General features: G+C 72.2%; 16 protein-coding genes. 12 read left to right on the top strand and 4 right to left on the bottom strand.

Going from position 1 to position 18,863, the window contains the following annotated elements; translation table 11 throughout:
• Nucleotides 1-2: 2 nt before the first annotated feature.
• Both ACH4OW_RS26545 and ACH4OW_RS26540 read right to left on the bottom strand, forming a co-directional pair.
• Nucleotides 3-992: an endonuclease/exonuclease/phosphatase family protein gene (locus tag ACH4OW_RS26545; RefSeq protein ID WP_398030329.1), complete on the bottom strand. Its 990-nt coding sequence runs from the start codon at nucleotides 990-992 to the stop codon at nucleotides 3-5.
• 165 nt (nucleotides 993-1,157) lie between these two features.
• Nucleotides 1,158-1,775 carry a flavin reductase family protein gene (locus tag ACH4OW_RS26540; protein WP_398030328.1) on the bottom strand — a complete coding sequence of 206 codons (618 nt, stop codon included), beginning with the start codon at nucleotides 1,773-1,775 and terminating at the stop codon, nucleotides 1,158-1,160.
• 157 nt (nucleotides 1,776-1,932) lie between these two features.
• Here ACH4OW_RS26540 and ACH4OW_RS26535 point away from each other — a divergent pair, with 157 nt between their 5' ends.
• The 4 genes from ACH4OW_RS26535 to ACH4OW_RS26520 all read left to right on the top strand — a co-directional run bounded on the left by ACH4OW_RS26535 (nucleotide 1,933) and on the right by ACH4OW_RS26520 (nucleotide 6,488).
• A complete protein-coding gene (locus ACH4OW_RS26535; RefSeq protein ID WP_398030327.1) occupies nucleotides 1,933-3,087 on the top strand; it encodes a right-handed parallel beta-helix repeat-containing protein in 1,155 nt (384 codons plus the stop codon).
• A gap of 131 nt (nucleotides 3,088-3,218) precedes the next feature.
• Nucleotides 3,219-3,824 carry a hypothetical protein gene (locus ACH4OW_RS26530; protein WP_398030326.1) on the top strand — a complete coding sequence of 202 codons (606 nt, stop codon included), beginning with the start codon at nucleotides 3,219-3,221 and terminating at the stop codon, nucleotides 3,822-3,824.
• A 232-nt stretch (nucleotides 3,825-4,056) separates the two neighbouring features.
• On the top strand, nucleotides 4,057-4,584 hold the full coding sequence (locus ACH4OW_RS26525) for a DUF4232 domain-containing protein (protein ID WP_398030325.1): 528 nt from the start codon (nucleotides 4,057-4,059) through the stop codon (nucleotides 4,582-4,584).
• Nucleotides 4,585-4,877: 293 nt separating this feature from the next.
• Nucleotides 4,878-6,488: a M4 family metallopeptidase gene (locus tag ACH4OW_RS26520; RefSeq protein WP_398030324.1), complete on the top strand. Its 1,611-nt coding sequence runs from the start codon at nucleotides 4,878-4,880 to the stop codon at nucleotides 6,486-6,488.
• Nucleotides 6,489-6,563: 75 nt separating this feature from the next.
• On the opposite strand, the gene ACH4OW_RS26515 is transcribed toward ACH4OW_RS26520, so the two are convergent.
• Nucleotides 6,564-7,022 carry a nuclear transport factor 2 family protein gene (locus ACH4OW_RS26515; protein WP_398030323.1) on the bottom strand — a complete coding sequence of 153 codons (459 nt, stop codon included), beginning with the start codon at nucleotides 7,020-7,022 and terminating at the stop codon, nucleotides 6,564-6,566.
• Nucleotides 7,023-7,120: 98 nt separating this feature from the next.
• Between ACH4OW_RS26515 and ACH4OW_RS26510 the strand changes: the two genes are divergently transcribed.
• From ACH4OW_RS26510 to ACH4OW_RS26475, 8 genes are all read left to right on the top strand, one after another.
• Complete coding sequence (locus ACH4OW_RS26510) at nucleotides 7,121-7,699, top strand: TetR/AcrR family transcriptional regulator (protein ID WP_398030322.1); 579 nt, start codon at nucleotides 7,121-7,123, stop codon at nucleotides 7,697-7,699.
• Nucleotides 7,700-7,831: 132 nt separating this feature from the next.
• The gene (locus tag ACH4OW_RS26505) at nucleotides 7,832-8,491 is read left to right on the top strand and encodes a GntR family transcriptional regulator (protein ID WP_360129800.1); all 660 of its coding nucleotides are present in this window, start codon (nucleotides 7,832-7,834) and stop codon (nucleotides 8,489-8,491) included.
• 177 nt (nucleotides 8,492-8,668) lie between these two features.
• Entirely contained in the window at nucleotides 8,669-11,008 is a 2,340-nt protein-coding gene (locus tag ACH4OW_RS26500; RefSeq protein ID WP_398030321.1) for a collagenase, read from the top strand.
• Between the two features lie 301 nt (nucleotides 11,009-11,309).
• The gene (locus ACH4OW_RS26495; RefSeq protein WP_398030320.1) at nucleotides 11,310-12,953 is read left to right on the top strand and encodes an APC family permease; all 1,644 of its coding nucleotides are present in this window, start codon (nucleotides 11,310-11,312) and stop codon (nucleotides 12,951-12,953) included.
• Between the two features lie 104 nt (nucleotides 12,954-13,057).
• Nucleotides 13,058-14,554, top strand: a complete 1,497-nt coding sequence (locus ACH4OW_RS26490) for a Y4yA family PLP-dependent enzyme (protein WP_398030319.1) — start codon at nucleotides 13,058-13,060, stop codon at nucleotides 14,552-14,554.
• Nucleotides 14,551-15,897, top strand: coding sequence for a pyridoxal-phosphate dependent enzyme (locus ACH4OW_RS26485; protein WP_398030318.1), 1,347 nt, complete (start codon nucleotides 14,551-14,553; stop codon nucleotides 15,895-15,897). Before ACH4OW_RS26490 ends, ACH4OW_RS26485 begins: the two co-directional genes overlap by 4 nt.
• Nucleotides 15,898-15,903: 6 nt before the next feature.
• Nucleotides 15,904-17,115, top strand: coding sequence for an aminotransferase class V-fold PLP-dependent enzyme (locus tag ACH4OW_RS26480; RefSeq protein ID WP_398030317.1), 1,212 nt, complete (start codon nucleotides 15,904-15,906; stop codon nucleotides 17,113-17,115).
• Between the two features lie 99 nt (nucleotides 17,116-17,214).
• A complete protein-coding gene (locus ACH4OW_RS26475; RefSeq protein WP_398030316.1) occupies nucleotides 17,215-17,973 on the top strand; it encodes a class I SAM-dependent methyltransferase in 759 nt (252 codons plus the stop codon).
• 18 nt (nucleotides 17,974-17,991) lie between these two features.
• On the opposite strand, the gene ACH4OW_RS26470 is transcribed toward ACH4OW_RS26475, so the two are convergent.
• Nucleotides 17,992-18,789 carry a VOC family protein gene (locus ACH4OW_RS26470; protein ID WP_398030315.1) on the bottom strand — a complete coding sequence of 266 codons (798 nt, stop codon included), beginning with the start codon at nucleotides 18,787-18,789 and terminating at the stop codon, nucleotides 17,992-17,994.
• Nucleotides 18,790-18,863: the final 74 nt, after the last annotated feature.

Genomic DNA, 18,863 nt, shown 5'->3' with positions numbered 1-18,863 from the left:
GGCTACCCCTTGCCCGCCTCGGGCAGCTCCAGCACCGCCCGTACCGGCAGGTGGTCGCTGGGGAACTGCCCGTCCTCGGAGTAGGTGTCGATGACGGCGCGGTGCGTGCGGACCGACGGCGAGGTGAGGATCCAGTCGATGCGTTCGCCGTCGCGTTGCAGCGGCCGGTAGCCGTGGTACGTGGCGTACAGCGTGCTGCGCGACTCGGCGGTGTCCCAGCTGTCCACGAGGGCGCCCCGGCCGAGCATCGTGTCGTAGACCGGGTTCCGGTGGGCGGGGACGTTGAAGTCGCCGGTGACGATGCGGGGCAGCGCCGGGTCCAGCGCGCGCAGCCGGTCGGTGATCAGGGTCGCGGAGCGCTCGCGCGAGTACTGGTTCAGGTGGTCGAGGTGGGTGTTGAGGGCGTAGAACTGGCCGCCGGTCCGCAGGTCGCGGAAGCGCACCCAGGTGGCCATCCGGATCACCGTGTTGCCCCAGGTCGCCGAACCGATCAGATACGGGGTGTCGGACAGCCAGAAGTGGTCGTACTCGACCGGGGCGAGCCGGTGGACGTCGTAGAAGACGGCCGCGAACTCGTCGCGGCTGCCGCCGGCCCGGCCCGTACCCAGCCAGGCGTAGTCCTCGCCGAGGTCCTCCGCGATGTCCTGGAGCTGGTGGTAGAGGCCCTCCTGCGTGCCGAGCAGGTGGGGCGCCGCGCGGTGCAGCAGGTCGCGCATGACCGGTCGCCGTTCGGGCCACGAGTTGGGCCGCTCGTCCGAGGCGTACCGGAGGTTGAACGTCATGGCGCGCAGCCTCCGGTCGCCGCGGGCGGCGTGCGCGGCGCCGCCCCCGTACGCCAGGGCGGGCGTCGCGACGGCCGTCGCCGCGACGACGCGGAGTGCGGCGCGGCGGCTGAAGGGGCCCACGGCGGCGTGTGCCACGCCCGCGGAGCCGGGTGCGGCGCCCGGTGAGAGGCCCGGTGCGGCGGCAGGGCAGCCCGTCGATCTCGTCATCGCGTCTCCAGTGGCCGGTGGCCCGCTACGCCTGCGGGCCGGGTCACCGAAGAGTCTCGGAGACCGGGGTGTTGCGGAAGTGGACGGCAGGGAGAGGGGGTGGAAACGCGCTACTCCCCCGCCGCTCCCGGCTCCCGCGCACCGCCGCCCCGGGGCGCCGCCCGCTCAGCCCTGTGCGGCCGGTCCCTGCCACTCCGCGTACCGGATACGGGAGATCTCCCGTACGTCGCCGAGCGTGCCCCACTCGTCCTTGCCCAGCCGGGACAGCGGCCGCAGCTTCCTGATCTCCGGGTGCCCGTCGGTCATGACCTCCTCCGACACGACGGCGTGCACCACCTTGCCGAAGACGACGGTGGAGTCGCCGAGCCGCATCGTGCTGTGCAGTTCGCATTCGAAGGCCACGGGCGAGGCGGCGACCCGCGGCGGCTTCACCCGCAGGCTCGGTTCGGCGGTCACGCCCACCGCGTCGAACTCGCTCACGCCGCGCGGGAAGTCGGTCGCCGTCTCGTTGATCTGCGCGGCCAGCTCTTCCGGCGCGAAGTTCACCACGAACTGCCCGGTCTCCTCGACGTTGCGGAGCGAGTCCTTCCGCCCGACGGCCGAGAACTGCACGACGGGCGGCGCGACACAGGCGATGTTGAAGAAGGAGTGGGGGGCCAGGTTGGCCACGCCGTCGGCGGAGACGGTGGACACCCAGGCGATGGGCCGCGGCACCACGGTCGCCGTGAGCAACCGGTAGAAGCCCTGCCGGTCGTACTGTTCGGGGTCGAAGTCGATACGCATGAAGATCAGTATCCATCCCGGCCCACGAGCGGCCAACGGACTTCCGTGCCGGCGGCAACCTTCTTCCGCACGGCGGCGACAAGGAGGGGAGCGGCCGCGTGGACGCGACACCCACGCGGCCGCTCCGCACCTGTCCCCCACGAAAGGAACCACCGCCGTGAGCAGCAGGACCGGCCGCCACCGCAGGACCCGCACCATGACCCTCGCCACCGCCGTCGCCGTGACCGCCGGTGCGGGAGGTGTCTGGCTGGCGCTCGCCCCCGGTACGGCAGGGGCGGCCTCCCAGACCGTCGTCGTCTCCTCCACGGCGGCTCTCCAGGACGCCGTCGCGCGCGCCAAGGCCGGCACCACCATCCAGGTGCGCGGTGGTACGTACTACCCGACCCGCTCCTTGAAGAGCTCGGCCGACGGCACTCCCACGGCGCGCATCTCCCTCGTCGCGTACGGCAACGAGCAGGTGCGGATCGACGGCTCGAAGCTGCCCGCCGGGTCCTGGCTGGCCGGGATATCCGGCGACTACTGGACCGTCGAGAACCTCACCTTCCGGAAGTCGCCCGCCCACGGCTTCGTCGCCACCTCGTCCACCGGCGGCGTCTTCAAGAACCTGGTCACCGCCGACAACGGCGACTCGGGCTTCACGCTGCGCGGCGACGGCACCAACGACAACCTCGTGCAGAACCTGGACAGCCACGGCAATTTCGACCCGGCCACGCACGGCCAGAACGCCGACGGCATCGCCGTGAAGTTCGGTTCGGGCCAGGGCAACCGGATCACCGGGGCGCGGTTGTCCGGCAACGCGGACGACGGGCTGGACCTGTGGAAGTTCGCGGGTACGGTCACCATCGAGCACACCTGGGCGTACGGCAACGGAAAGAACCGCTGGAACGACCCCGCGTTCGAGGGCAACGGCAACGGCTTCAAGCTGGGCGGCGGCGGTACGGTCGCCGCCCACGTGGTGAGCAACAACGCGGCCTGGGACAACGCGATGCACGGCTTCACCGAGAACAGCAATCCCGGCGCCACCGTCCTCCGGCGCAACACGGCCTACGCCAACAAGAAGGCGGGCTTCTACTTCGCCAAGGGCAAGGGCCGCCTGGCGAAGAACCTGGCCGTCGCCAACGGCGACCAGCCGGCGAAGCTGGGCTCCGCCGCCGCCTCGGCAGGGAACAACTGGGACAGGGGGGTGGCGACGCCCGCTTTCAGGTCCACCGACGCGCGCACCGCGTACGGCGCCCGCCGGGCGGACGGCTCGCTCCCGGCGACCACCTTCCTGACCACCGGCGGCGCCCCCATCGGGTCGACCATGAACTGACGCGCGGCAGGCGAGCCGTCTCCCCCGCGCGGGGGAGGCGGTTCGTCCGCGCTGATGATCCGCGGGGTGCGAGGTGCCTGCGATCTTCGTGTCGGAAGGGCACACACCGCCCGCCGGACCGAAGGAAGCCCATGACCACCCACCCCACCCACACCGTGACGCCGCCCCGGGCCGGGCGGCTCCGTGCCGCCTGGACGGCCGCGCACGCCCCCGTGGCCGGCGCTCCGCGCTGGGCCCGCGTCGCCGCGTACGGCATCCCTTTCCTCGTGCTGCCGTCCAGTGTCTGGCGGATCGTGACGGTCGTCTTCCTCGCGCCGGACGGCGCCGGCGCCGAGGGCGGCGCGCTGCCGTCCTGGCTGCCGGTCGAGGTGTACGTGTGCCTTCTGTCGCTCGTCTCCGAGGCGGTGGCGTTCACGGCGGTCGGCCTGGTCGCCACGTGGGGAGAGGTGTTCCCGCGGTGGCTCCCGCTGGTGGGCGGGCGCCGGGTCCCGGTGCCGGGCGCCGTCGTACCCGCCGCGCTCGGGGCCGTGGCACTGACGGCCCTGTGGACCGTTGCCGCCGTCTCCGAAGCGCGCGGGGTCACGCTCACCGGCGAACCGCTCCCCTCGGACTTCCCCACGATGGGTTCCGCTTTGGGCGCGTCGGTGTTCTATGCCAGCTATGCACCGCTGCTGCTGTGGGGGCCGTTGCTGGGGGCGCTCACCGTGGCGTACTGGAGGCGGCGCCGCCGTACGTGAAGGGCGCCGCCCCAGGGCGTTAGCCGTGTGTTAGCCGATCGACAGCGCCGGCGCCCAGGGTGGTGTCTGCGGGTTCAGGGAGGAACGCACCGGCCCGCCGCCCCGGCACGGGCGCCCGCGGAAGGGGATCGCCCGTGTCCGGCACGTATCGAACCGCGCGTGCGGGGCAGGCGGGCCGGTGCACTACCGATCGTTTTCTCCGGTGTGCCGGAGAAGAGGGAGTTGATCGACCATGCGTGGTCTGCGTACCGCTGCCGCCGTTGCCGCCGCCGTCGCCCTTGCCGCGGGGACGGGCGCGGGAGCGGCGTCCGCCGCCGGCACCGGCCAGGCCGGAGCGGCACCGTGCCAGCCGGGGACGCTGAAGGTCACCACCACGGACGCGGGCGGCAGCCAGGCCGGGATGAATCACGCGGGCACGTACCTGCGGGTGGTGAACACCGGCACGAGCACCTGCTCGTTCTCCGGGTACCCGGGGCTCGCGCTGGAGGGCGCCGGGCACACGGCGCTGAAGACCCGGGTGCGGCAGGGCGACACGTACTTCGCCAAGGACCCGGGCGTGCATCGGGTCACGCTCAAGCCGGGCAAGAGCGCCTACGCCGACCTGGTGTGGACGCACACCGGTGCGGGCACCGCGCACGCCAAGTACCTCCAGGTCTCGCCCACGGGCAGCAACTCGCACAGCGTGATCCCGTTCGATCAGGAGGTGGATAACGGCACGCTGTCCGTGACCGCTTGGTCGCCGAAGCTGCCGACTTCCTGATCGCGCGCAGCCGTCCCGTACGGAGGCCCGGCGTCCGCTTGCGGCGCCGGGCCTCCGGCGTGCGGACCCGCCGTTCACAAAAGCGACATCTGTCGATCATAAATAGCCGACAAACAATCGCATTTCGTCAAACCCCCTGTGAAATCCTTGTTGAAGCCCTGACAAACACGGTCTCGTGATGGCAGTCTCCTCTCGATTCACTCCTGCACCACCGGGCGCCCCGACAGGGTGTGCCCTCCCCCTCATACGGGCCGTACCCATACGGCCCGCGCTAGGAGACTGAGTTGAGACGCATGACCTCCACCCCCCGCAAGCACTCCCTCCGTGCCGCCGCTCTGGTCGCCTCCGCCGCGATGGTCGCGGTCGCCGTCCAGACCGGGTCAGCGACCGCGCAGCCCGACGCCGCGACCGGCACCAGCGCCGTCGCGCTCTCCGCCCAGCAGCGCGTGACCGCGATCAAGAGCGCCCAGGCGGACGCCGCCGTCACCGCGGAGAAGATCGGCCTCGGTGGCCAGGAGAAGCTCGTCGCGCGCGACGTCATCAAGGACGCGGACGGCACGGTGCACACGCGCTACGAGCGCACGTACGAGGGCCTGCCGGTCCTCGGCGGGGACCTGGTCGTACACGAGAAGAAGAACGGCACCCGCACGGTCGACAAGGCGACGCAGGCCAAGATAGCCGTGTCCACCACGGACGCCGCCCAGCCGGCCGCCGCCGCCAAGAAGAGCGCGCTGTCCGCCTCCGCCGCCGAGAAGAACACCAAGGCCGCGGCCAAGGACGCGCCGCGCAAGGTGATCTGGGCCGCCTCCGGCAAGCCGGTCCTGGCGTACGAGACCGTGGTCACCGGCGTCCAGAAGGACGGCACGCCCAGCGAGCTGCACGTGATCACCGACGCGAAGACCGGGGCCAAGCTCTTCCAGGACGAGGCGATCGAGACCGGCACGGGCACCAGCTCGTACAGCGGCACCGTGCCGCTCACCACGACCAAGAGCGGCAGCACCTACAACCTCACCGACGGCGCCCGCGGCGGCCACAAGACGTACGACCTCAAGCAGGGCACGTCCGGCACCGGCACGCTCTTCACCGACGCCGACGACAAGTGGGGCGGCGGCCGCCAGACCGCGGCCGTGGACGCGCACTACGGCGCGGCGGTCACCTGGGACTTCTACAAGAACGTCCTCGGCCGCAACGGCATTCGCAACGACGGCAAGGGCGCCTACTCCCGCGTCCACTACGGCAACAGCTACGTCAACGCCTTCTGGCAGGACTCCTGCTTCTGCATGACGTACGGCGACGGCCAGAACAACGCCAACCCGCTGACCGCGCTGGACGTGGCCGCGCACGAGATGAGCCACGGCGTCACCGCCGCCACCGCCAAGCTCAACTACAGCGGCGAGTCCGGCGGCCTGAACGAGGCCACGTCCGACATCTTCGGCACGGCGACCGAGTTCTACGCCAACAACGCGGTCGACAAGGGCGACTACCTCATCGGCGAGAAGATCGACATCAACGGTGACGGCACGCCGCTGCGCTACATGGACAAGCCCTCCAAGGACGGCGCGTCCAAGGACTACTGGTCCTCGTCGCTGGGCGGCATCGACGTGCACTACTCCTCGGGTCCGGCCAACCACTTCTTCTACCTGCTGTCCGAGGGCAGCGGCACGAAGACGATCAACGGCGTGACCTACAACAGCCCGACCTACGACAACTCGAAGGTCACCGGCATCGGCCGCGACAAGGCCCAGAAGATCTGGTACCGCGCGCTGACCACGTACTTCACCTCCACCACGAAGTACGCGGGCGCCCGCACCGGCACGCTCAAGGCCACCGCCGACCTGTACGGCGCCTCCAGCGCCGAGTACCAGGCGGTCGCCGCCGCGTGGACCGCGATCAACGTGAAGTAAGGCATCGCACGGCTGCGCCCCGCCGGGAGTCCGGCGGGGCGCGGTGCGTTCCGGCGCCGCGGGCCGGGGGGGCGGTCACCAGACGGCCATGGGGACCTCACCGCCCGCCGCCGGCCGGGGGCCGAAGATGCGCCGCTCGCCGGCGTCGATACGGACGTCGTTGATGCTCGCCTCCCGGCGCCGCATCAGGCCCTCCTCGGTGAACTCCCACAGTTCGTTGCCGTAGGCGCGCCACCACTGGCCCGCCGCGTCGTGGAACTCGTACTGGAAGCGCACCGCGATCCGGTTGTCCTCGAAGGCCCACAGCTCCTTGCGCAGGGCGTAGTCGAGCTCCCGCGCCCACTTGTCGCGGAGGAAGGCCGTGATCGCGTCGCGGCCGGTGAGGGAGGTGTCCCGGTTCCGCCAGACGGAGTCCTCGGTGTAGGCGAGGGCGACGTGTGCGGGGTCGCGGGTGTTCCAGGCGTCCTCGGCTGCCTGGACCTTCTGCAGTGCGGTCTCCCGGGTGAAGGGCGGGAGCGGGGGGCGGGGGGCCATGTCGGACTCCTTGCATGCGGAACGCGGGGAGAACGTTCGTTCTCCCGATGTCGGCTACTATAGAGAACGAACGTTCTCAGCGGTAGCGGGAGGCCCTTGTGCAACTGGAAGAAGCCCGGGAACGACTGCTCGGGGCCGCCGGTGAACTCTTCTACGCACGCGGTATCCAGACCGTCGGCATGGACGAGATCCGCACCGCTTCCGGCGTGTCCCTCAAGCGGCTCTACCAGGCATTTCCCGCCAAGCACGAGCTGGTGGAGGCGTACCTGCGGCGCCGCGACGAGCGCTGGCGCGTAGACCTGGCCGAGTACGTCGGCAAACATGCCGCCACACCCCAGGACGCCCCGGCGGCCGTGTTCGACTGGCTGCACGCCTGGTTCACCTCGCCCGGCTTCCGGGGCTGCGCGTTCATCAACGCGTACGGCGAACTCGGCGCCGTCTCGGAAGGCGTGGCCCGCGCCGCACGCGACCACAAGGACGCCGTCCACGCGTACGTCGCCGGTCTCGTACGCGACCTGGGTGTCGCCGAACCCGGCCCGCTCGCCGACCAGGTGGCGCTCCTGGTCGACGGCGCGATCACCACGGCCACGATCAGCGGCAGCCCCGAAGCGGCGCGGCTCGCCAGGCAGGCCGCCGTGACGCTGACGGCGGCGGCGGGCGCGGCCCGGCACGCCTGACCCGGCGCGGCCACGGCACGGGTTTCCCGGGCCGGCGTCCGGACCGTTCCGCGGCGCAACGTCACTTTGTACGCTGTTGCCCTGTCCGACGCCGGTACGGAAGGCCCGTCGAGGGGCCGCCCAGGGGGCCATGTGAAGCACCTCGGACCGATCACCGGCCAGGAGCGGCTGCGCGACCGGGCCGCCCACGCCCTGCGCGCCGCGCTCATCGCCGGCGAACTCCGCCCCGGCACCGTGCACTCCGCCCCCGCCCTCGCCGCCGGCTTCGGCATCTCGGCGACGCCCGTGCGGGAAGCCATGCTCGACCTCACGCGAGAGGGGCTGGTCGAGCCCGTACGCAACAAGGGGTTCCGGGTCACCGAGGTGAGCGAGCGCGACCTCGACCAGTTCGCGGAGATCCGCGCCCTGATCGAGGTGCCGACCGTGGGCCGGGTGGCCCGGCTGGCCCGCCGCGAGGAGCTGGCCGCGCTCCGCCCGCCGGCCGAGGAGATCGTCGCGGCCGCGCGGGCCCACGACCTCATCGGCTACCTGGAGGCGGACCGCCGCTTCCACCTGGGCCTGCTGGCGCTCTCGGGCAACGCGCGGCTCGTCGAGACCGTCGGCGACCTGCGCAAACGCTCCCGCCTCTACGGCCTGGCCGGCCTCGACGAGCGCGGTGAGCTGCTGCCCTCGGCGCAGGAGCACCTGGAACTGCTGGACCTGGCCCTGGCGGGCGACGCCGCGGGGGCGGAGGCGTGCATGGCGCGGCACCTCGGGCACGTCAGGTCGCTGTGGGCGCGGTCCGGGCACTGAGGACCGCGTAGCCGATCCGCCGAAATCCCGGCCCGACGGGTTGTCAGTGCAATGTCACATTACTAGGTTACGGGGCGCGCGGCGGCCTGATGTGACGTCAACTACCTGTACCAGCACGGCATTTGAGCCGCAGTGCAGCTTCACGTGCGGCTATCCCCCACTACCCAGGAGCAGCCGGTGTTTCCGTTACGCACTGTGCGCCAGGGCCTGCTGAGTGCCGTCCTGGCGGTAGGTCTCGCCCTTCCCGCGGCCCAGGCCGCCCACGGCGCGGCGCCCGGCCGGCCGTCGGCTGCCGCGCCCGCGGCGGCCCCCACCCCCGGCGTGCCCGACAGGACCGACCGGGCCGACCGGTTCGCCGACGCTCCGCGCCCCTCGGCCAGAGACCTGCCTCCCGGCAACGGCCGGATCTCCGAAGGACGCGTCCCGGGCGACCTCTCACCGGGCACCGCCCGGCGCGGCAGAGCCGACGGCGACCGCCCCGGCACCCCGGCCGTCCCCTGCACTCTGGACAGCCTCACCCGCCTCGGCCCCGACGCGCTCGCGGACTTCCTCACCGACCCCGCCGTCACCGTCGAGGGCTGCCTGCGCGGGCTGATCTGGACCTGGGACGCGCGGCTGGCCCCCGTGATGTCGCGGGCGCACGTGCAGGCCGTGTCCCGCCGGATCAGCGCGCTCGCGCCGGGCCACGACGCCACCGACGCCACCCACCTGTACGAGCTGTTCACCTACCTGCACGCCGTCGCGTACCACGACTTCTCGCGCGACGAGATCGACGTCACGGACGCCCCCACGGTCGCGGCGATGCGGGCGGCCGTCGCCGCGTACGGGGGCGCGGCCCGCACGTTCGAGCCTACCCGGCACAACGCCGAGACGCTGCGCGAAGCCCTCACGGCCGCGAGCGCACCCGGCCTGCGGCAGCACCAACTGCCGCTGGTGCGGCGGGTACTGGGCACGATGGACCGCGGTACGCCGACCGCCGCCGACCCGATGTGGGGCGGCGCCACCCTCGCCGCACTCACCGTCAACTACCTGGGCATCTACCCGGGCAACAACGACACGGCCTTCCGGGCGGCGGTGACCGCCGACGCCGCGTACCGCGCCGCCTTCCGCACCTTCGCCGGCCACACCCACCTGAAAGACACCGCGAACGCCTGGGCGGTCCGCGACGCCCTGGGCGAGTACGGGCGCTTCGGCCAGATCGACGCCCTCAAACCCGCCGTCGTCACCGACCTCGGGACGCTGCTGGGCGCCACCGAGGCCAACTTCGGCCGCCGCAGCGCGCCGTGGGCCGGCGTGGCGGGCTGGCTGAACTACTACGGCGACTGCGCGCGGTACAACGTCTGCGTCCAGCAGATCGAGAACGAGATCTTCCCGCACACGTACGCCTACGACCGGGGCGGCATAGAGGTTCGTACCGCGCTCGACCGGGCCACCGTCGACCGGCTCTACTACGCGAGCAAGCAGGTCAAGGCGCAGTTCTTCCGGGTGCTCGGCAGCGACCAGCCGCTGGCCGGGGACACCAACGCCACGCTCCACGTCCACCTGTACGCGTCCCGCGCCGAGTACGAGATCATGCACCCGCTGCTGACCGGCATGGGCACCGACAACGGTGGCGTCTACATCGAGAACGGGGCGACCTTCTACACCTATCAGCGGCGCGTGCCGCAGGACTCCTCGCTCACCCTCGAAGAGCTCTTCCGGCACGAGTACACCCACTACCTCAACGGCCGCTGGGCCGTTCCCGGCAGCTTCGGCGACGCGCCCTGGTACACCGGCGACCTGACCACGGCCATGGACGAGGGCACCGCCGAGTTCTTCGCGGGCGGCACCCGCGACGACGGGGTGAAGGTACGCAAGTCGCTGGTCAAGGGCATCATCGCCGACACGGCCGGTGGCGGCCCGCGGATGAGTGTCGACCGGCTGCTGCACGCCACGTACTCCGGTGACAGCTTCCGCTTCTACAACTACGCCGGCACCTTCTTCGAGTTCCTGTGGCAGCAGCGCCCGTCGCTGATCCGGGAGATGTACGGGTACCAGCGCGCCGACGATCCGAAGGGGTTCGACGCCTGGCGCACCCGGCTGGGCGCGGACGCCGCGCTGCAACGGGCGTACGACGCGTTCCTCGACGCCCAGATCGCCAAGGCCGACGACCTGTACGTGCCCAGCACCACCTTCCACCCCGTCGCCTCGCTGCGCTTCGCCGAGGCGTCCGAGGTCCGGTCGGCCTTCGCCGCCGCCACGTACGTCACGCCTTCCTGCACGGGCACCGGCGAGACGGGCGGCCGGTCGCGCTTCACCTGCACCGGCCGGATCACCGCCAACCTCGCCGATGCCCGCGACCCCGACCGGGTGTTCGCCGACATGTCCGAGACGGTCGACTACTTCCTGCTGGACCGCGCGGGCGCCGCGGTCGACAACCTCGCCGACATGGACTGCTCCTTCGGGGCCGTGGACGTGTGGTCCGACGGCCGGGCCGGGAGCGCGCCCTTCACGTGCGAGGGACCGCTGCGCAGCTGACCGGCGGCAACGGGGCGGGGCGCGGCGCCGGGGACCGCGCCCCGCCTGCCGCCCGGACCGGACGCCCTTTTCGAACAGCCGATCGCAGATTTCATACAGCCTTAATCTCCCTCCCTTCCGGCAGGCGTGCCACCGCGGTTGCCGCCGGAGACCACCCGCCGTCACCCGACAATTCGGACACCCGAGGCCCGGCAACGCGTGGTGACGTGCGTCGGCACCGCGACGGAGCGGCAGAATCCGCATGTGCACGTCGCGACGCGGGCGGCGTGTCACCGTCGGTAAGGGCCAGGGAGGAAGTTCGGTGTCGGAACGTCAGGTGACGGGTGAGGTCGAGGAGGCCGGTGCGCCAGGAGTGCTGGCGCAGGAGCGCCGATTGCGCCGGGACCTGGGGTTCTGGGGGCTGACGGCGATCGGGTTCTCCAACATCGTCGGGTCCGGGTGGCTGTTCGCCGCCCTGTACGCGGCGCAGACGGCGGGCCCCGCGTCGCTGCTGTCGTGGATCGGCGCGGGCCTGCTGTGCGGCCTGGTCGCCCTGGTCATGATCGAGCTGGGCGCGTCGCGGCCCGAGGGCGGCGGTACGGTCCGCTGGCCGCTGTTCGCCAGCGGCCGGCTGGTCGGCACCCTGGTGGGCTGGTCGGTGCTGCTCTCGGTGGGCGGCACGGCGGCCGAGATCAGCGCGATCATGCAGTACGCCGCGCACTACGTGCCCGGCCTGTACAGCGGCCACACCCTGACCCTGACCGGCGTGGGCGTCGCCGCCGCACTCAGCGTGGTCCTGACGGCGCTGAACTGGTTCGCGGTGCGGCTGTTCGCCAAGCTGAACAACCTGATCTCGGTGTTCAAGATCGCGGTGCCGGTGGTCACGGTGCTCGCGCTGATCGCCTCCGGCTGGCACGAGGGCCGGCTGACGGACCACGGCGGCTTCGCGCCGTACGGTTACGCCGCCTGCCTGACCGCGCTGGCCGGCGGCGGCATCGTCTACTCGGTCAACGGCTTCCAGGCGCCGCTGGACTTCTCCGGCGAGGCTCGCAACCCCCGCAAGACCATCCCCGCCGCGGTCCTCACCGGCATCGGCCTGGCCGTCGCCATGTACCTGGCCCTCCAGGTGGCGTTCCTGTTCACGGTGCCCGAGAACGTGCTCGGCGGCGGTTGGAAGGGCGTGTCCTTCGACTCCCCGTTCGGGCAGCTGGCGCTGGTCCTGAACCTGCACTGGCTGTCCAGCCTGCTGTACGCGGACGCGGTGATCTCTCCCGGCGGCTCGGCGTACGTGGGCGTGGCGATCAACGCCCGGCACACCTACGCGCTCGCCAAGAACCGTACGATCCCCCGGTTCTTCATGAAGGTGAACGAGCGGTACGGCGTGCCGCGCCGGGCCCTGGCGGTCAACCTCGCGGTGATCGTCATCTTCCTGCTGCCGTTCGGCGGCTGGCAGGACATCGTCAGCGTGATGGGCAACATGTACCTGCTGATCTACGGGGCCTCCGCCGTCGCCGCCGCGGTCTTCCTCGCCGACCCCGGCAGCACCACGGCCGGCTGGGTGCCCGGCCTGCGCTGGATCGCGCCCGTCAGCTTCGTGGTGGCGAGCGAGTTCGTGTACTGGTCGGGCTGGCACAACCTCCGGCTGGCGCTGCCCCTGGTCCTCGCCGGGCTGCTGATCTTCCTGGCCATGCGGCGCTCCGGCGGCAAGGACGCCGCCGCCGTCGGCGACCGGGACGGCTCCGGGCGGCGGCTGCCGCTGCTCGGCGAACTGCGCACCGGCGCCTGGCTGGTGACGTACCTGGCGGCCCTGACCCTGCTGTCGTGGCTGGGCACCTTCGAGGGCTCAGGGCGGCTGCCGGCCCCGTACGACTCGGTCGTCGTCGGTGCCGTCGCGCTCTCGGTGTTCTTCTGGGCGGTACGGTCCGGCGTCCGGCACCTGGCGGAGTCCCGCACCGCCGCGGCGTGAGCGCTTGCCGGCCCGGCGCGCGCCCGCCGCGCCCGCGGCCGGTGCGCACCGGCCGTTTCCCCGGATGAGGTGGCCTCGGGTCCTTACCGGGGGAAGTATTCCGTATGGACGTTCCCTTGTACCTGGAACCGCGGTTGGAATCCCGGCTGGCGTCCCTCCTCCGCGCGAGGACGTTTCTCCATACGCTCACCGACGGGCTCGGGTCGCCGCTCAACGTGGTGTTACCGGACCGCATCGCCGAGAACCTGGCCGCCTTCCGGGCCGTCTACCGCCGTCACCACCTGAGCGGCGGGATCTTCTTCGCGCACAAGGCGAACCGGTCCAGCGCCCTGGTACGGCGGCTCGCGGCCACGGATGCCGCCGTGGACGTCGCCTCCCTCGGCGAACTCCAGCACGCCATGGGATGCGGGTTCGCGCCCGACCGCATCATGGCGACCGGCCCGAAGAACCCGGAATTCCTGTGGCTGGCGGCCCGTACGGGCGCCGCCGTGAACATCGACAGCCCGGCCGAACTGGACGAACTCGCCGCCCTGGTACGGGATTACGGCCTCCCGCGCGCCCGCGTCCTGCTGCGGCTCTCCGGCTTCTGCGCCTCCGGCGTCAAGCTGCTGACCCGGCAGAGCCGGTTCGGTACCGCGCAAGGCGAGCTGGACGGCCTGCTCAAGGCGGCCGAACGGCACGGCGACGCGGTGGAGCTGACCGGGGTCGGCTACCACCTCGACACCACCAGCCCGGCCGAGAAGGCGGTGGCGCTCGAAGGGTGCGTCAAGGCCCTGGACACGTGCCGGGCCCGCGGCTTCACCCCGCGGGCCGTCGACATCGGCGGCGGCTTCGGCACCGACTACCTCGCCGACGGCGCGCAGTGGCAGCGGTACACGACGGAGCTGACCAACGCCGCGCTGGGCACCCGCCCGCCCATGACCTGGCGCCGGCACACCTACGGCCTGCGCAACGAGAACGGCACCCTGCGCGGCGCGCTGGCCCTGTACCCGGCGCACCGCCCCACCGCCGGCGCCCAGTACCTGGACGCCCTGCTGTCCCTCCCCGCCCCCTCGCTGGGCCGCCCGCTGGCCACCTTGCTGCTGGAGAACCTGTACGAGCTGCACACGGAGCCGGGGCGCGCGCTGGTGGACCAGTGCGGCGTCACCCTGGCGCGGGTGCTGGAGGTGCGCGGCACGGAATCGGACCACCTCCTGGTGCGCCTGGACGCCAACGCGGACGACATCGGCCTGGAGGAGCACGGCGTCCTCGTCGACCCCGTCCTCGTACCGCGTGCCGCGCCGTGCGACGCCGCGGGCACCGGGCCGGTGGCGGTCTACCTCGCGGGCAACCTGTGCCTGGAGGCCGACATGATCACCCGTCGGGCGGTCCACCTGCCGGCGGCGCCGCGCCCCGGCGATCTGCTGGCGTTCGCGAACACGGCCGGCTACTGCATGGATTTCAGCGCCGACGAGGCGCAGCAGCAGCCCGTCGCCCGCAAGGTCGCCGTATGGCAGGACGAGACGGCCGAAGACGCCGGGCAGGACGCCGCCGCCTGGCACTGGAGCCTGGACGAACAGTACTGGCCGCACACGATCCGCCGGACGAAAGGGCCTGCATGAGGTTCGAGCGCATCACCGACGCCATCGGCAACACCCCGCTCGTACGCATCGATCCGTCCGTACACGGCCTGCGCACCATCGATCTGTACGCCAAGCTGGAGATGCTCAACCCCTTCGGCTCCGTCAAGGACCGGGCGGCCTGGAACATGGTGCGCCCCGGACTGGCCACCGCGGCGGACGAGGGCCGCACCGTCGTGGAGCTGTCCAGCGGCAACACGGCCAAGGCGCTGGCCGTCCTCGCCGGCCTGCACGGGGTGCCGTTCAAGACCGTCACGAACCGCATGCGCATCCCGGAGATCAAGGACCTCCTCCTGCTGCTGGGCGCGGAGGTCGAGGAGCTGCCGGGGCAGACCGAGTGTCTCGACCCGACCAATACCGACGACCCGCTGACCCACTTCCACCAGGCCCTCTCCGAGCCCGGCAGCGCCTATGTCTACACCGACCAGTACTACAACGAACGCAATACGCAGGCACACGTGGAGGGCACCGGGCCGGAGATCGTCAAGGACCTGGACGGCCGGGCCCCGGACTTCTTCATCGCCTGCGTGGGCACCGCCGGCTCGTCCACCGGGGTGGCCAGGGTGCTGCGGGAACACGATCCGGGGGTGGGCGTGGTCGGTCTGGTGTCGCACAAGGCGGACTTCGTGCCGGGCATCCGCACCATCGACGAGGTACAGGAGGTCGGCCTGTTCGAGCCCGGCACCTACGACACCATCGCGCCGGTCACCGCCGACGAGGCCATCGACGGCATGCTGACGCTGGCCCGGCGGTGCGGCATCCTGGCCGGGCCGACCAGCGGGGCCGCGTACTTCGGCGCCGTACGGCACCTGCGCGAGCTGGATACGGCCCCCGAGCCGGAGCCCGGCGAGGACGGCCCCGCGCAGCGCAGGACCGCCGTCTTCATCGTGTGCGACCGTATCGAGAGCTACCTGGGGTACGTGCGGCAGCGGCGTCCCGAGCTGCTGGGCAGGCCGCCGCAGAGGAACTCCGTCGAGACGGTCACCGACGCCGAGGTGCGCGGGGCGCCGGACGTCGACGTCACGGGCGCCCTGCGGTGGATCGAACGCGACCAGCCACTCGTCGTGGACATGCGCAGTCCCTTCGCCTACGCCGCGCTGCACATCGCCGGTTCGGTCAACATCGTCGACGAGCTCTTCGGCGAACTGGTGCGCGGCGGGCTGCCGTTCAGCAAGAGCCGCCCCGTCCTGCTGGCCTGCCCGGTCGGCGAGCAGTCCGCCAGGTACGCCGCGCTGCTCACCCGCCTGGGCCACCCCGACGCGCGCAGCCTGCGCGGCGGCATCATCGCCTGGCGCGACGCCGGCGCCCCGCTGGTACGGGAGTGACGGCCCATGACCACGACCGGGACCCCCGTGACGGCCGCCCTGGAGGAACTGCGCGACTGGCACACCGCCGTCCGCGCCCAGTTCCCCATCATCGCGGGCGCGCCGCAGCTCGCGTACCTGGACAACGCCGCGACGACGCAGAAGCCGCAGGCGGTCCTGGACGCCGTCCAGCACTACCTGGCCACCGCCAACGCCAACGCCGGGCGTGGCACCTACACGTGGGCCAACCGCACCACGGCGCTCGTCGAGGAGACCCGGGAGCGGGTCAAGGAGTTCCTCGGCGATCCGGCGCCGGCCCGCTCCGGTGTGCACTTCGTCAGCGGGGCGACCGAGGGGCTGCGGGCCGTCGCGCGGGACTGGCTGGCCGGGTACCTGGCCGACGGGGACGAGATCGTGGTGCCGCTCGCCGACCACCAGGCGAACATCGTCCCGTGGCTGGAGGTGCGGGACCTGCTCGCCCGGCAGGGCGTGCGCATCCGGGTCCGCCCGATGCCGTACCAGGCCGGGTCCGGCGACTACGACCCGGCGGCGCTCGCCGCGCTGGCCGGTCCGCGGACCCGCTTCGTGGCCCTCACGCACGTCCACCACGTCTACGGCGGCGACATGAACGTGCACCGCATCCGCCGCGCGGTGGGTCCCGACGTGCCGATCTGCCTGGACGCGGCGCAGAGCGTCGGCCACGTTCCCGTGTCGCTGGCCGGCCTGGACGTGGACTTCGCGGTCTTCTCCGGGCACAAGGCGCTGGCGCTGCCCGGGTCCGGCGCCGTGTGGGCCCGCAACGCGCGGGGGCCCGCCTTCGCGCCCGGCGGGTGGCACGGCAGCCCCAACACCACCGGCATCTGCAGCCTGCGGGCCGCGTTCGACTGGCTGGACGCGGCCGGCACCGACCGCGTGGAGCGGTGGTCCACCGCCTTGGCCGCCCGCCTGACGGAGGGGCTGCGCCACCTGTCCGCGTATGAGGTCGTGGGGTGCCAACGCAATCTGGCGGCCGGGGCGGCGGTGCAGCGGCGCCAGGGCATCGTGACCTTCCGGCACCGCGCCATCGCCTCGGGCGACCTCGGTTTCGCGCTGTTCGACCACGGCTTCATGGTCCGCTCCGACAGTCTGTGCCAGGGCAGCGGCGGCGAGCGGCAGCATTCGGTGCGGGTGAGCCTGCACGCGTACAACTCGCCGGAGGAGATCGACCGGCTGCTGGAAGTCCTGGAAGCGTATGCCTGACCCCTTTGGAGTGACACAGCGCGATTGGAAACCGTTTTCACCTGTAGGTTGAGAACCGCCCGGCGGACAGGTGCGAGACGGCAGAGGTGGCGCGACCGGATGGGACTGAGCTTGGCCAGGGCCGCACTGTGGGTGCGGCGGTGGGAACGGCAGCAGCAGCGGTACGCGATCGACCGTGAGGAGCGCTTCACGGTCGTCGCCGACGCGGTCGAAAAGGTGACGGCCGATCAGCCACGGCCGCTGGTACTGGACTTGGGCTGCGGGCCCGGGTCACTGGCGGCACGGCTGGCCGGGCGGCTGCCCGGCGCGGAGATCGTGGCCGTGGACAAGGACCCGGTGCTGCTCGCACTCGGCCAGGCCCACCACGCCACCGCCGCCCGGTTCGTCGAAGCGCCGGTCGGCGCGGCCGGCTGGACCCGCGCCCTGGGCCTGGACCGCCCGCTGGACGCGGCCGTCTCCGCGACGGCGCTGCACTGCCTCGCGCCGGACGCCCTGCGCCGCGCCTACCGGGACCTCGCCGCGCTGCTCAGGCCCGGCGGCGTGCTCGTCAACAGCGACCGGTTCCGCAGCCCGCGAGGCGACCGGGCGGCGGAGGTCGCCGCGCAGGTCGGGCTGCGCAGGGCCGAACGGCAGCGGGCAGCCGGCCGTGAGGACTGGGCGTCCTGGTGGGCCGCTGCCGCCGCCGACCCCGAGCTGTCCGACCCCTTCGCGGCCCGCCGCGCACGGCACACGCCGCACAGCGTCCACAACGGGCTGCCCCTGTCCCACCACGTACGGCTGCTGCGCCGGGCCGGTTTCCGGCATGCCGCGGCGGTCTGGCAGTTCGGCGAGGACGCGGTGCTGGTGGCGGTGCGGTAGGGCGGCCGCGCGGCGCGGTCAGGGACTCGTACTGATGATGTGGAAAAGGGTGCCCTCGGGGTCGCGCAGTTCGGCGACGGGGCCGTGCGGGGTGCGCACGGCCTTGGACTCCACCCGGCCGCCCAGCTTCTGCGCGGTGTCGATGGCGTCCTCGACGCTCGGCACCTGGAAGTGGACGTTCCAGCGCGGCCGGACCTGGGGGTCGGCCGCCGCCTCGATCGCGCCGCCGTAGAGCCCCACCGCGTCGCGGTCCGCGACGCTGAGCACCACCCGCTCGTCCTCCCAGCGCACGTCGAAGGGGGTGCCGTCCTCCTCGCTGTACCAGTCGAAGAGGTCGCCGTAGAAGCGCGCGGCGTCGAACGCGTCGCGGGTCCGCAGCTCCACCCACGTCGGCGCGCCGGTGCCGACCGGCTGCTGGTTCGTCTGCGGCGTGCTCTCGCGGCACTCCCAGAGGCCGAAGCGCGCACCGGCCGGGTCGGCGGCCAGCGCCAGCCGGCCCGCGTCGAACTCCAGCGGGCCGATGGCGACCGTACCACCGCGTTCCCGGACCCCGTTGGCCGCGTCGTCCGCGTTGCGGGTACCGAAGTACGTCGTCCAGGAGTTGGGCAGTTCGGTGTGGCGGGCGGCCGCGCTCAGCCCCGCCACCGCCGTGTCCCCGGCCATCGCCCGTACGTACGGGCCCCACCGGTCCGGTCCGGCCTCGAACCGCCAGCCCAGCAGCGGCCCGTAGAAATGCGTCGCGACGTCGAGGTCCCCCGTCAGGAGGGTGGCCCACGACGGCACCCCGGGAACGAACGTCATCTGGCAGTCGCCCATGTAAAGCCGGCCCTTCTCCACCATTGTTGTCCAGAACTGCTACTGCGGTCCTACCAGGAAAGGCAGGACCGCAT

It is taken from the genome of Streptomyces sp. NPDC017056 (assembly GCF_044332485.1).
Classification (GTDB): Bacteria; Actinomycetota; Actinomycetes; order Streptomycetales; family Streptomycetaceae; genus Streptomyces.
The sequence above is the reverse complement of the archived record's forward strand: the minus strand, read 5'-3'. Positions and strand labels throughout refer to the sequence as shown.

Bases quoted from the DNA above. Each gene is read 5' to 3' on its own strand.
- ACH4OW_RS26545 (WP_398030329.1), bottom strand. From the start codon at position 992: ATGACGAGATCGACGGGCTGCCCTGCCGCCGCACCGGGCCTCTCACCG.
- ACH4OW_RS26540 (WP_398030328.1), bottom strand. From the start codon at position 1,775: ATGCGTATCGACTTCGACCCCGAACAGTACGACCGGCAGGGCTTCTAC.
- ACH4OW_RS26530 (WP_398030326.1), top strand. From the start codon at position 3,219: ATGACCACCCACCCCACCCACACCGTGACGCCGCCCCGGGCCGGGCGG.
- ACH4OW_RS26525 (WP_398030325.1), top strand. From the start codon at position 4,057: ATGCGTGGTCTGCGTACCGCTGCCGCCGTTGCCGCCGCCGTCGCCCTT.
- ACH4OW_RS26520 (WP_398030324.1), top strand. From the start codon at position 4,878: ATGACCTCCACCCCCCGCAAGCACTCCCTCCGTGCCGCCGCTCTGGTC.
- ACH4OW_RS26515 (WP_398030323.1), bottom strand. From the start codon at position 7,022: ATGGCCCCCCGCCCCCCGCTCCCGCCCTTCACCCGGGAGACCGCACTG.
- ACH4OW_RS26490 (WP_398030319.1), top strand. From the start codon at position 13,058: ATGGACGTTCCCTTGTACCTGGAACCGCGGTTGGAATCCCGGCTGGCG.
- ACH4OW_RS26485 (WP_398030318.1), top strand. From the start codon at position 14,551: ATGAGGTTCGAGCGCATCACCGACGCCATCGGCAACACCCCGCTCGTA.
- ACH4OW_RS26480 (WP_398030317.1), top strand. From the start codon at position 15,904: ATGACCACGACCGGGACCCCCGTGACGGCCGCCCTGGAGGAACTGCGC.
- ACH4OW_RS26475 (WP_398030316.1), top strand. From the start codon at position 17,215: ATGGGACTGAGCTTGGCCAGGGCCGCACTGTGGGTGCGGCGGTGGGAA.
- ACH4OW_RS26470 (WP_398030315.1), bottom strand. From the start codon at position 18,789: ATGGGCGACTGCCAGATGACGTTCGTTCCCGGGGTGCCGTCGTGGGCC.